Source organism: Pseudomonas sp. LBUM1663, assembly GCF_059695905.1.
The window spans coordinates 123,825-137,022 of record NZ_CP166792.1; the positions used below are offsets into that span (position 1 = coordinate 123,825).

Annotated in this window: 9 protein-coding genes and 2 rRNA genes; 5 read left to right on the forward strand and 6 right to left on the reverse strand. The window is 59.1% G+C overall.

What is annotated here, in order from left to right:
* Positions 1-37: 37 nt before the first annotated feature.
* The 3 genes from rrf (ACA075_RS00625) to ACA075_RS00635 all read left to right on the forward strand — a co-directional run bounded on the left by rrf (ACA075_RS00625) (position 38) and on the right by ACA075_RS00635 (position 2,605).
* Positions 38-153, forward strand: a 5S ribosomal RNA gene (gene rrf, locus ACA075_RS00625).
* A gap of 107 nt (positions 154-260) precedes the next feature.
* Positions 261-376: ribosomal RNA gene (gene rrf, locus ACA075_RS00630) — 5S ribosomal RNA — on the forward strand.
* Positions 377-724: 348 nt separating this feature from the next.
* Positions 725-2,605, forward strand: coding sequence for a methyl-accepting chemotaxis protein (locus tag ACA075_RS00635; RefSeq protein ID WP_497296864.1), 1,881 nt, complete (start codon positions 725-727; stop codon positions 2,603-2,605).
* A 126-nt stretch (positions 2,606-2,731) separates the two neighbouring features.
* Here the strand turns inward: ACA075_RS00635 and ACA075_RS00640 are convergent, their stop codons facing one another.
* The 5 genes from ACA075_RS00640 to ACA075_RS00660 form a co-directional block, all read right to left on the reverse strand.
* On the reverse strand, positions 2,732-3,199 hold the full coding sequence (locus ACA075_RS00640; protein ID WP_497296865.1) for an SRPBCC family protein: 468 nt from the start codon (positions 3,197-3,199) through the stop codon (positions 2,732-2,734).
* Positions 3,200-3,221: 22 nt separating this feature from the next.
* Positions 3,222-6,632 carry an amino acid adenylation domain-containing protein gene (locus ACA075_RS00645; protein ID WP_497296866.1) on the reverse strand — a complete coding sequence of 1,137 codons (3,411 nt, stop codon included), beginning with the start codon at positions 6,630-6,632 and terminating at the stop codon, positions 3,222-3,224.
* A 13-nt stretch (positions 6,633-6,645) separates the two neighbouring features.
* Positions 6,646-7,575: a diiron oxygenase gene (locus tag ACA075_RS00650; RefSeq protein WP_497296868.1), complete on the reverse strand. Its 930-nt coding sequence runs from the start codon at positions 7,573-7,575 to the stop codon at positions 6,646-6,648.
* Complete coding sequence (locus ACA075_RS00655; RefSeq protein ID WP_497296869.1) at positions 7,572-8,348, reverse strand: DUF3050 domain-containing protein; 777 nt, start codon at positions 8,346-8,348, stop codon at positions 7,572-7,574. Before ACA075_RS00655 ends, ACA075_RS00650 begins: the two co-directional genes overlap by 4 nt.
* 697 nt (positions 8,349-9,045) lie before the next feature.
* The gene (locus ACA075_RS00660) at positions 9,046-9,756 is read right to left on the reverse strand and encodes a GntR family transcriptional regulator (RefSeq protein ID WP_497296870.1); all 711 of its coding nucleotides are present in this window, start codon (positions 9,754-9,756) and stop codon (positions 9,046-9,048) included.
* Positions 9,757-9,976: 220 nt separating this feature from the next.
* On the opposite strand from ACA075_RS00660, the gene lapG reads away from it, so the two are divergent.
* The gene (lapG, locus tag ACA075_RS00665; RefSeq protein ID WP_497296871.1) at positions 9,977-10,669 is read left to right on the forward strand and encodes a cysteine protease LapG; all 693 of its coding nucleotides are present in this window, start codon (positions 9,977-9,979) and stop codon (positions 10,667-10,669) included.
* A 14-nt stretch (positions 10,670-10,683) separates the two neighbouring features.
* Positions 10,684-12,630, forward strand: coding sequence for a cyclic di-GMP receptor LapD (lapD, locus tag ACA075_RS00670; RefSeq protein ID WP_497296872.1), 1,947 nt, complete (start codon positions 10,684-10,686; stop codon positions 12,628-12,630).
* Positions 12,631-12,767: 137 nt separating this feature from the next.
* Here the strand turns inward: lapD and ACA075_RS00675 are convergent, their stop codons facing one another.
* Positions 12,768-13,106 (reverse strand): tryptophan synthase subunit beta, encoded by a 339-nt coding sequence (locus ACA075_RS00675; RefSeq protein WP_497296873.1) that lies wholly within the window; start codon positions 13,104-13,106, stop codon positions 12,768-12,770.
* Between the last annotated feature and the right edge of the window lie 92 nt (positions 13,107-13,198).

Below are 13,198 nucleotides of genomic sequence, written 5' to 3' on the forward strand. Positions count from 1 at the left end.
CGTGCGCCGTAAGGCAAACGACCTGGCTACCGAATTTCTTGACGACCATAGAGCATTGGAACCACCTGATCCCATCCCGAACTCAGCAGTGAAACGATGCATCGCCGATGGTAGTGTGGGGTTTCCCCATGTGAGAGTAGGTCATCGTCAAGATTAAATTCCGAAACCCCTATCTGCGTATGCAGGTAGGGGTTTTGTTTTAGTAGAAGTCACCAATTTTGCTGGCACGTTACGACTGTAACGGGCTGGACACAGAGTTTCTTGACGACCATAGAGCATTGGAACCACCTGATCCCATCCCGAACTCAGCAGTGAAACGATGCATCGCCGATGGTAGTGTGGGGTTTCCCCATGTGAGAGTAGGTCATCGTCAAGATTGAATTCCAAAACCCCTGTCTGCTAACGCAGACAGGGGTTTTGTCGTTTTAGCTCCATAAAACTTCGGGCCATTGTCCCCGGCGTGACATGCCACATCCGCGTTACGTCCTTCCCCAGCATTCCAAAGTATTCAAGAGGTACATTGACCGTCAACCGCTCTAGCACGCCGTTCGGCGGGAATATCGACCATTTCATATAAACCCCTAAGATTTCTCCGACTGGTGCCGACAGACTGGGGAGACATGCGTGCACCAAAGTAGCGCGGCCGAAGAATGCCGCCTGCACTGTTACATGGAATGTTGCACCTGGAACGCATCCCCACTTTTTGCATAAGAAGTCCCATGAAATGAATCTCAAATTCAGCCATAAAATCCTTCTGGCCGCCTCTGGCGTCGTGGTGCTGGCATTTGCGTTGTTCACTTTGTACAACGACTATCTGCAGCGAAACACCATCCGGCAAAACCTCGAGTCCTCCGTCCAGCAGGCCGGCGATCTGACCGCCAGCAGCGTGCAGAACTGGATGAGCGGCCGTGTGCTGGTGCTGGAGAACCTCGCCCAGAACGTCGCTCATCAAGGCGCCAATGGGGACCTTCCCGGCCTGGTTGATCAACCGGCCTTCACCTCGAACTTCCAGTTCACCTACGTTGGCCAGGCCAATGGCGTGTTCACCCAACGCCCTGACGCGAAGATGCCGGACGGTTACGATCCGCGTCAGCGCCCTTGGTACAAGCAAGCCGTGGCTGCCGACAAGACCATGCTGACGCCGCCGTACATGGCCGCCGTCGGTGGGTTGGTGGTGACGATCGCCATGCCGGTGAAAAAGAACGGCGAATTGCTCGGCGTGGTCGGCGGTGACCTGAGCCTTGAGACCCTGGTGAAGATCATCAACTCGGTGGACTTCGGTGGCATCGGCCACGCGTTCCTGGTCAGTGCCGACGGTCAAGTGATCGTCAGCCCGGACAAAGAACAGGTGATGAAAAACCTGAAAGACATCTACCCCAACTCTGGCGTGCGCATCGAGAAGGGCAATCAGGACGTCACCCTGAACAAGCAGGATCGCATCCTCTCGTTCACCCCGGTGAGCGGTTTGCCGAATGCCGAGTGGTACATCGGTCTGTCGATCGACAAGGACAAGGCCTACGCACCACTGAGCCAATTCCGTACCTCGGCGCTGATCGCAATGTTCATCGCCGTGAGCGTTATTGCCGTGCTGTTGAGCCTGCTGATCAACGTGCTGATGCGTCCGCTGACCACCATGGGCCGCGCGATGCAGGACATCGCCCAGGGCGAAGGCGACCTGACCCGTCGTTTGGCCGTGGAAAGCAAAGACGAGTTTGGCGAGTTGGGTGGTTCGTTCAACCAGTTCGTGGAGCGGATTCACGCATCGATTTCCGAAGTGTCCTCGGCGACCCGCCAGGTCCACGATTTGTCGCAACGCGTAATGGCATCGTCCAACGCCTCGATCATCGGCTCCGACGAGCAAAGCGCACGCACCAACAGCGTGGCCGCCGCCATCAACCAATTGGGTGCCGCTACCCAGGAAATCGCCCGCAATGCTGCCGATGCTTCGCAGCATGCCAGTGGTGCGAGCGAACAGGCGGATGATGGTCGTCAGGTGGTGGAGAAAACCATCCTGGCCATGACCGAGCTGTCGCAGAAAATCAGCCTGTCCTGCACCCAGATCGAAACCCTGAACGCCAGCACTGATAACATCGGGCACATTCTGGATGTGATCAAAGGTATCTCCCAGCAGACCAACCTGCTCGCGCTCAACGCCGCCATCGAAGCGGCGCGTGCCGGTGAAGCCGGTCGTGGTTTTGCGGTCGTGGCGGACGAAGTGCGCAACCTGGCGCATCGCACGCAGGAGTCGGCGGAAGAGATCCACAAGATGATCACTTCGCTGCAGATCGGTTCTCGCGAAGCGGTGACCACCATGAATGCCAGTCAGGTTTCCAGCGAACAGAGCGTCGAAGTGGCGAACCAGGCGGGCCTGCGACTGGTCAGCGTGACCCAGCGCATCGGCGAAATCGACGGCATGAACCAGTCGGTGGCTGCGGCGACCGAAGAGCAGACGGCGGTGGTGGAAACCCTCAATGTCGACGTCAACCAGATCAACTTGCTGAACCAGCAGAGCGTGGCAAACCTCAATGAAACGTTGAAGGATTGCGATGCGTTGTCGTTGCAGGCGAACCGGTTGAAGCAGTTGGTTGACAGCTTCAAGATCTGATTCAGGTCAGGTCTACCGCGTTATCGTTCAATCGCGAGCAGGCTCGCTCCCACAGGTTCACGCTAAACCCTGTGGGAGCGAGCCTGCTCGCGAAAGCGGTGGATAAGTCACCGCTGAACCAAGGCCCTACACAAACAGCTTCAACACGTTATTCATCGCATCATCCGCAAACCCCTGCACAAACTCCTTGAACCCCGGCAACGCCTCAACCCCTCCCTGCGCCGGTTCGGCAATGATGGTCCAGGTCGCCCGCGACTTTCCCGCGCCTTGTGGTTCAACACTCATCGCCGCCCACAAGTTGGCCACGCCCAACGTGTTGTAAATCGTGGTCCACGTCATGTTTAGCGCCTGGTCATCCCGCGAGTTGAGTTGCTCGACCACCAGGTTGCCGTCCTTGAAGAATTTCTTGCGCAGCGACGACACGCCTTCGCCTGTCATCTCGATGTGCGACAGCGCCGGAATGAATTGATCGAAGCCGGCAAAGTTACCGACCACCGCCCAGACCTTCGCTGAGTCAGCCGGCACTTCCACCGAAGACACGACGTGGCAGCCTTGCGGGTTTTTGATCAGGGTATCGGGTTGCAGGTTTTTCATGGTTTTGCTCCGGTTGAGTGAATCAGATGAAATTGATTTCTTTGAGGTAGTCGCAGCCGCGACGCAGCAGCGCGGGTGATTTTTCCGGGTAGTGCGCGCCCATCTGCCGCACGCCGGCCTGGGCGTTGGCGTGGCCGATCATCGAGATGTCGCCGATGTCTTCCTCAAAGCCGTTGAGGTAGAAACCGAGTACGCCGAACAACGCGTTTTCGCTGTCGACCCGGCCCAATTGCTGCTGCCAGTCGGCGACGCTGACCATGGAGAATTCCCGGCCGGCCTCGCGGAATGACGCGACGTAATCGTCCCAACTCAGGGGCTCGGGGTTGTGCAGGTTGAACACTGCTTTTTCAGGCGAATAGCGGCTGGCATGGAAGCCGATGAAGCGAGCGAGAAAGTCCACCGGCATCAGATCAAAGTTCAGCGCGAACTCCGGCACCTGGCCGAGCTGGATCGAGCCTTTGAGCATCAGCATCAAGCGATTTTTATGCGGCTGACAGACGCCGGTCAGGCTGTTGAAGCTGATATTGCCGGGGCGATAAAGATTGACCCTCACCCCACGTTCACGCGCTCGTTCGAGGATCCGTTCACCGACCCACTTGGACAGGTTGTAGCCGTTCTTGATGTAGATCGGCGGCGTCTGCGCGGCGGGTAATTCCAGCACCCGGCCATCGTCGGCAATCGTGCTGGACGCAGAGAGCGTGGAGACGAAGTTGAAGATCTTCTTGCTGCGCCCCTCGCACAGCCGAAGGCATTCGAAAATCGGCTCGACGTTGTCCCGCGCCAGTGAGTCGTAATCGAGCACGTGATTGACGTTGGCGGCGTTGTGCACCAGCGCGCCGAACTCTCGATCGAGGCGCTCGTAAACGTGCGCATCTAGCCCCAATGACGGGCGAGTGATGTCTGCCGCGTAAACCTGCACCCGACTCAGGTCCAGGTGCTCCAGACGGTTTTCCCGCAACGCGTGAGCGAAGCGTTCAGCCGCCGATTGCCCGCCGCCATCGCGCACCAGGCAGGCGACTTCACTGACGCCCCACGCCAGCAACGCCTCGACGATGTGCACACCGACAAAACTGTTGGCGCCAGTGACGATCACCTTGTGCACATCGCCCATGCGGCTGATGGGCAGCGGCTGAATATCCAGCTCGCGGAAGGCATCCGCCAGCGCCTGCGCGCTCAGGACTTCCTCGGTGCCGGAGCCGCGCACCAACGTCGCCAGCTTCGCAATGGTCGGCAATTCAATGAAGCGGTTGATCGAGATGCTGCGGCCGAACTCTTCACGCAATCGCAGCAGCATCCGCGACAACAGAATCGAATGGCCGCCCAGATTGAAGAAACTTTCGTCGGTCGAAATATCGCTGGCCGGCAGCTCCAGCAGCTCAGCCCAGATCTCCAGCAACTGCGCTTCATCGGCGCTGGCGGGCAAGCGCCGAGTCTTGTTTTCGGCAACATTCACCGGCATCGCCAGCAGCGCTTTGCGGTCGACTTTGCCGTTACTGGCGAAAGGCATGCTCGGCAGTTCGGTCCAGGCGATGGGTTGCATGTAGTCCGGCAAAAACTGCATCGCATGAGCCTTCAAGGCTTCGCGCGCGACGCCGGGCTGGTTCTCCTGAGGTTGCGCGAGGAAAGCCAGAATCCGCCGTTGGCTGTCGATGACCACCGCGACCTGACGGTACAACTGACTGTCGCGCAGGCAGCGTTCGATCTCTTCCGGCTCGACGCGAAAGCCGCGGATTTTCACCTGATTGTCCCGCCGTCCGCACAGCTCGATACCGTCGCGGGTCCATTTCGCCATGTCGCCGGTACGGTAGGCGCGCAGGCGTTGGCCGTCTGGCAAGTTCAAGTCCAGGTAACGCTCGGCAGTCTGCTGCGGGTTGTTCAGATAACCCAGGCACACCCCCGGCCCGACAATGTACAACTCACCGACGGTCTGCTCGGCCACCGGCTGAAAAGCCTCGTCGAGAATCAGCACCTGGCTGTTGGCAATCGGCGCCCCGAGGGTGCGGTTACTGTCGCCCGCGCGCAGTTGGCGCGCGGTGATCAGCACCGTGGCTTCGGTCGGGCCATAGAGGTTGTAGAGATTGCCCTGACGGGTGAGCTGTTCGATGACGTAGGGCTCGCAGACATCGCCGCCGGTCATCACATGATCCAGGACCTGTAGCTGATCCACCGGCAGAATGCTCAACAGCGCCGGCGGTAAAAACGCATGGCTGAGGCGTTGATGGCGAATCAGCTCGACCAGCTGCAACGGATCGCGGCGCTGGTCGTCGTTCGGCACGATCAGCTCGGCGCCCTCAAGCAGGGTCGGGAAAATATCGATCAGTGACGAGTCGAAACTCAACGACGAAAACTGCAAGGCCCGACTGTGTTCGGTCAGCTGTACATAGTCGGCATACCACGCGGTGAAGTGCGCGAGGTTGGCCTGGCTGAGCAGCACGCCTTTGGGATGCCCGGTGGTGCCCGAGGTATAGAGCGCCATGCAGGGCGCGTCGAGAGCGGGTCGCTGGCGCATCAAGGGTTGACCGAGGTCGACGTCAGCGAAGTCGATGCGACTGATGTCCAGCCCCGGCATTTCGTCGGCGAGGGGATGCTGGCCGTCATGCAGCAACAACACCGCTCCGGCATTCGAAAGGATGTACTGCTGACGTTGCAGCGGATGGCTCGGCTCCAGCGGCAAGTACACCGCGCCGCTGCCCAGAATCGCCACGATCCCTGCATACAACGCATTGCATTTCGGCAGGCAAATCCCGACCACCAACGGCCCTTGATGCTGAGCGAGCAACGGCAGCAAGCGTTGCTGGATCGCACGGCTCTGGGCGTGTAATTGCCGATAGCTCAGCGATGTGCCGTCGATGTTCAGTGCCGGGCGTTCGGCGGACTCGATGAAGCGCTGTTGCAGACGCTCGATCATCGGGATCCGGGCGAGTTCTTGCAGCCACGGTTGAGCCGTGTTGTTGAGTTGATGAACGAACGCCAGGCGTTCTAAAAACAGCAGATTTTCCACCTGATCGAAATGGGCTGCCGCCGCCGGTTCAGCGCAGAGAAAATACTCGGCGTCCCGTGAGAATCGGTTGACCAGCAGCGCGACATGGTCCACCAGCTCCGCCACCGCTCGCAGGCGCAACGCCTGGCCGTTTCCACTAGGTTCATCGGCAATCGGCACGCGCGTGAACAGCGTCGATCCCTGCATGCACAGCAGGTCCATCGGCGGTAGCCCGGTGACGCTTGGCACGCCAATTCCCAGTTGCAGTGTCAGATGCGGCGCATCACCCGGGACTGAAAACGCCTGGCTGGCGTCGTCAATCAGCAGATCAAACGACGGCACCTCCTCGAACGCCTCGAGCCGCACCAGCGAATGACCCTGTTGTTCAAGTTCCAGCGCCAGGTCGGTCAAGGCCTGGCTTTGCCCAATGAGCAGAATGTCGAGACGTCTCATGATGTTCTCCTCGTTAAACCAGGTAGTCGCTGAGGGCGTCTTGCACGCACGGCGAATCCAGCAGCGAACTGCTGCGGAAAAACCGCACGATGTTGGCCACCAGCGGGTGATGACGATTGATCGGGAAGGCCATCCCCGATATTTCGTTCTTGAGTGCCTGGCGTGCCGCGACGCTGATCGGCAAGGATTCGATCAGGCGGAAGTCGAAGGACTTCTGGATATCGTTGGTCAGGTAATGGCCGATGAACACCGGCAGGATTTGCGCAATAAGTCGGCGGTCCTCTTCGCTCGCGGTGTGCCAATAGATGCGCACCATCCGCGACCAGAACCCGGAGTGGCGGCCCTCGTCGAGTAAGTGATCGGCCATCAGGCCCTTGATCGACTGCTTGACCGTGTCGTCCTTGGCGAACGCCGCGACATCGCCGGTCACGGTGTTCTCGGCGATGGCCACGCAGATCAGTTCGACGGCGCTGCGCAAATGCTCCGGTGCGAGGGCCACGGCCGCCGGAATCGCCCGGCTCAGCTCGATTTCATCCGGCAGCCGGATCGGCGTGATGCCGGTCATGGCGACGGTCTGCTGCATGAAGTCCATGGCCACCAGCGCGTGGTAATCCTCGTCCACCACCACGGTCATGGCGTCATAGCGACAGGCAAACGGGAACGCCACGGCGAAGCGATTTTTGGCGATGCTGCGGGCGGTCTTGTCGACGATCTCGGTTTCGAAAATCACCACGTCGTTGATGAATTTGTAGAGCGTCTGCACCAGCGCGAAGTCCCGTTGTTCCGGGCATTCGCGCAGGAAGGTTTCACTCAGCACCAACGGTTGGCGGCTCAACGGGTAGATCAGCTTGTCGTCGTTCTCCAGCACACGCCGGGGGCGGGTGCGGATGGTCGCGCGACTTTCCCAGGCGTCGGCGAAGGATTGGTAGTCGGCGGCGTTCATGCGTTCACCTCGGCAACCGGTTCGCTCATGCTCAGGCGCAGGCCGTCCCACAAAGCAATGCGGCTTTCCACGGCGGCAATGGCGCTGGCGTAGACGTCTGCTTCGCGTTGCGGATCGCCGTCGACCAGCCGTGCGAGGAGTTTTTCAGCGGCGGGGCCGTGGTCCTCGGAGTCGACTTCGATGTGCCGCTCCAGGTAGTAACGGAAGGTCGGCGCTTGCTCGATGCCGATGCCCCAGTCGTCGAGAATCCGCTGGAACATCTGCGGAATAACGCTCTCACGACCATGCAAAAACGCTGCGGCAACGCTGTGTCCCGGTGCATGCAGCGCGGTGTGCAAGGTGTGCCGCACGAACTGCGCAGCCGCCGGATCGATATCAACGCTTTGCAGCGCCACGTCGTAACTCACGCCTTCTTGCTGCAATGCCACGAAGCGTTCCACGGCGACCGTGCTGGCCCCGACTTCGCGCATCGCATCCAGGTACAACTCGAAATGACTGTAATGACCTTGGGCCGGACGGTCATCGGACTCTTCACCCAGCACAATCTCATTGATAAGACGCGCGGCCTGCGGATCTCGCGGCGGCAACCAGGGCAGTTGAACGCAGGTCAGTTCCTGTTGCAGGCGTTTGGTCAGCGACATGAAATCCCACACCGCAAAGACATGGGTTTCCATGAACCGTTGAAGTACCGCGAGTGAATGTATTTCAGAGAAGATCGGGTGCGCACTAAGTTCTGCTTTCTTCTGGATGAGGCGGTCTTTATTCGTTTTCATGAGCGAGCCTATAAGTGATCTGAATTGCCGTTAAGGGTGTTGTGATCAATAAGTGACGGTCGTTTAACGTTTTTTATTGGCGAGCGGATGCCTCAATTAAATTGATGTCATCAAGTGCGATAAGGTTGCTTCGGTGCCGTGTTTGTTGGTGGCGGAGAAAAACTAATACACGAATAAAGTGTCGAGCAAGTTATTTTTATATTATTTGCAAGTTCAACTTTATCGCGCGCGACAAGTTCCAATAAAACTACATGCGTCAGTTTTATTTGGGCGTAGTTGCTCCTTTCGGCGAAGTATCGTCAAAATTCAAATAAAGAGTGAATGCCTCACTCAAAGCAACTTTCAAAGTTGTTCCGTTGAATGCTTCAAGGGGTGGAAGTTGGCTGGGATTGACGCCGCTGCTTCCTTTCCCGTGACAAGACTCCTTCCGTAGGTTCTTGGTGCGAGGACTGCGCCGCCATGGCGGCGCGTCGCCCGTTCATTATTCGTTGGCAGCCCAAGAGTGAGCGTAAATCACGGCCGCCGCTATCGCCCGGCCGTCATCTTTGCTGGCGTATTGATGGAACTTGAGGGAGGTGAATCGAAGGCAAGCTTGGGGAGGGGACGTGCGGTCGCTGAAGCGGGGATGTGTAAGTAGATTATTCACAGCAAGCGCGGCGCGCAGTTCGAACTGCGCGCTCAGGCTTGGCGCCGGGGTTTACCTGGAAGTTTTCTTGCTCTGCGCCTCAGGGCTGTTGAGGTAGCGCGTGATGACCTCGACACCGCGGTTGAGGTGGTGTTCGAGCAGCTTCACCGAACGCTCGGTGTCGCGATCTTCGACGGCCAATAACAACGCCCGGTGATCATCCTGGGACAGTTTGCCCAACCCCATGGCTTCCAGATTGAAACGCAGGAAGCGCTCTTCTTCGTTCAAGCCATCTTCAATCAGTCTCAAGAGCCGGCGGTTAGGCGCCTTGCTGTAGAGCGACATGTGGAAAAGGCGATTGAGCCGCCCGATCTCGGCGTAGTCGTGTTCTGTTTCCAGGTTATCGATATAGCGGGCAGCGTCTTCGAAATCCTGTTTATCAAGCAAGGGAATCGACAGTCGCAGGGCTTCGGACTCCAACAGAATCCGTAACGCATAAGTCTCGACGGCATCGCCCTGAACCAGCGGTGCAACCACCGCACCTTTATGGGCGATGACGTTGAGCAGCGACTGGGCTTCAAGCTGGCGCAACGCTTCGCGTACCGGCATGCGGCTGACACCGAACAGGTCGGCCAGATCTTGCTGGCGCAACGCGGTGCCGCAGGGAATGCGTCCGTCGAGTATGGCCGAACGCAGGGTTTCTTCGATCACCGAACGTGCGAGGTGAGCGGGAATCGGCCCGTTGACCTTGATACTGCTGAGGAAGTTGGGCTTCTGTGTCACGACTACGCACCCTGTTTGGCTGAAATATTTGGATCCAAATGGACACTAGTGACTGCCATGCAGCTTGTCAAACGGACAAAAGATCGCAGCCCGAGACTTTTCATGTCACCCACCATTCAAAGTCTAGCGCGTCGCCAGTGATTGCACCGTGCCATTGTCTTTTAACGGGCTAACCTGCACCATCAAGCGAATTCCACCTGCCTGACCTGGATGCCTCGCATTGGCGGTACGTTTCGCGATCCCTCGGACTTTGCGCTGGCTGTGCTGCGCGTTGCTGCTGGCCGGCGTCATGCTGGGCGGGCTGCATGCCGATTGGGATTTTTCGCTGATCAGCCGCAAGGCGCAGGTCTTGTACGGGCCGTTGGGCGACGGGAAGCCGCGCATCGATGCCTGGCAGCAGTTGCTGGCCACGCAAAAACAGGCCAGCGAACTGGAACAGCTCAATGTGGTTAATCAGTTTTTCAACAAGCAAGTGCGTTACGTTGAGGACATCGACCTTTGGCACGAGGTCGATTATTGGGAAACACCCATCGAAGCCCTGTGGAAGGGCGCCGGCGACTGCGAAGACTATGCGATCGCCAAGTACTTCAGCCTGCGCCATCTCGGCGTTTCCAGTGACAAGCTGCGCATTACCTACGTCAAGGCGTTGCGCCTGAACCGCGCGCACATGGTGCTGACTTACTACTCGAGCCCCGAGGCCATGCCGCTGGTACTCGACAGCCTGATCGATGTAATAAAACCGGCCAGCCAACGAACCGATCTGCTGCCGGTCTACTCTTTCAATGCCGAAGGGTTGTGGTTGCCGGGCGCCAAGGGCAACAAGAAGGTCGGAGATACCAAACGCCTGTCTCGCTGGCAGGACGTGTTGAAGAAAATGCAGGCCGAAGGTTTCCCGGTCGAGACGACTAACTAGGAGCACGCGCTCAGATGTCTTTGTTCAAACAGCTGTTGATCGCTATCTGTCTGTTCCTGGTGGTCGCCTTCACCGGCAGCTTCATGGTCAGCCTGGAAAGCTCGCGCACCCAGTATGTCAACCAGTTGCGCTCCCACGCCCAGGACGCCGCGACGGCATTGGCGCTGTCCCTGACGCCGAACATCGACGACCCGGCGATGGTCGAGTTGCTGGTCAGTTCGATCTTCGACAGCGGTTATTACGCGAGCATCCGCGTGGTCGACCTCAAGACCGACCAGACCATCGTCGAGCGCAGCGGCATTCCAGCGGTGAACAACGTGCCGGACTGGTTCGTCAAAATGATCGGCCTGGAACCGGCCGGCGGCGATGCGCTGGTCAGCCGTGGCTGGGAACAGGCGGCGCGGGTCGAGGTGGTCAGCCACCCGATGTTCGCCTTGGCCAAACTGTGGCAGAGCGCGTTGGGCAGCCTCGGCTGGTTGCTAATCTGCGGTGCGGTGAGCGCGGTATTGGGCGCGTTGTTGCTGCGTCGACAACTGAAGCCGCTGGACTACATGGTCAAGCAATCCCACGCCATCGCTCGCCGCGAATTCCTCAGCCTGCCGGAGCTGCCGCGCACACCGGAACTGCGCCGAGTGGTGCAGGCCATGAATCAGATGGTCGAGAAGCTCAAGGCGCTGTTTCAGGAACAGGCCGAGCGCAGTGAAAAACTGCGGGTCGAGTCCTACCAGGACAACCTGACGGGGCTGGCCAACCGTCGCTATTTCGAGATGCAGTTGAACGCCCGGGTGAGCAACCCGGAGCAGGCGAGTTCGGGTTATCTGCTGCTGTTGCGGGTCAAGGATCTGGCCGGTTTGAACCAGCGTCTGGGTGGTCAGCGCACCGACCAATTGTTGCAAGCCGTGGGCGAGCAACTGTCCCGCGAGTGCGCCAAGTACCCGGAAACCCAGAACCTCGTCACGCGGATCCGTGGCGGTGAGTTTGCCGTGCTGGCGCCGGGATTGGTGCGCGAAGAAGCGCTGCAACTGGCGCAGAACCTCGACAGTGCCTTGGCGAGCCTGCATGCGACCGGCGCCACTGACGTGGCCTCGGTCGCATCGATCGGGCTGGCACCGTTTGTTCATGGCGATTCACCGCAAGCCGTACTCGGGCTGGGCGACCAGGCACTCGCCCAGGCTGAAGGGCAGGGAGAACAGAGCTGGGCGTGCCTCGATCACAGCGCCTCGGCCAGCGTCGGGGATGACCATCACGCCTGGAACAACTTGCTGGATCAGGCGCTGAATCAGCGGCGATTCCAGTTGTATTTCCAACCGGTGGTGGCCACTCAGGACACGCAACTGGTACTGCATTACAAGGTACTGTCGCGGTTGATCGACGACCAAGGCCAGACCATTCCCGCCGGACGCTTCCTGCCGTGGCTCGAGCGCTTTGGCTGGACCGCGCGCCTGGATCGGCTGATGTTGGAGCTGGTGCTTGAGCAGATGGCCGAGCATGAGGAATCGCTGGCGCTGAACCTGTCTTCGGCGACGTTGGCCGATCCGCAGGCGCTGAACAAAGTCTTCGAGATTTTGCGTGCTCACTCCGATCTCGGACCGCGGCTGACCCTGGAAATCGGCGAGGAGCAACTGCCCGAGCAAGCGATGCTGGAAGAACTGACGCGGCGCCTGCGTGAGCTTGGGTTCTCGTTGAGCCTGCAACGGTTTGGCGGGCGCTTCAGCATGATCGGCAACCTTGCGCGCCTGGGCTTGGCGTATTTGAAGATCGACGGCAGTTACATCCGCGCGATTGATCAGGAAAGCGACAAGCGCCTGTTCATTGAGGCGATCCAGCGGGCGGCACATAGCATTGATCTGCCGTTGATTGCCGAGCGCGTCGAGACCGAAGGGGAGTTGCTGGTGATTCGGGAGATGGGGTTGTATGGGGTTCAGGGGCAGTTGTTTGGTGAGCCGAAGCCTTGGCGGTGAGGCTGATGCCCTCATCGCGAGCAGGCTCGCTCCCACAATGGATCTGCGTTGACCGCTAAATCCTGGCCAACCCAAAACCCTGTGGGAGCGAGCCTGCTCGCGATGGCGCCAGTGCAGACACCGATGAACTGGTGACCTTAGATCAACCCCGTCTCATCATCATCAATCAATTGACTCAACCCCCCCAGCGCCTCTCGAGCCTGGGTCCGGTCCATCAGCTTGGCCTGGGCCGCGGCCGGCAGGTCGGTGACGCGGATCACGCCTTTGCTGGTCAGCACCTGGATCAAGTCGTCGAGTACCCGGATCATTTCCAGGTCGCTCTGCTTGAGCTGCTTGAGGCTGTTTTCCACGGCTTCGTTAGCGTACCAGGCCTGGATTTCATGGTTGTCGGCCGGCAGCGTTTCCGTGGCCTCGGCGTAGGCCGCGGCTTCCACGCGCACTAACTGACCTTGCGCATCGCGTTGCACGTAGAACATTGAGCATCCCTCAGAAATGAACCAGCGTCATGCTGTCAGCAGCATAGGCCAACTGGACGCGAGTATGCGGTGCGGCGACGAAATCGTCACCG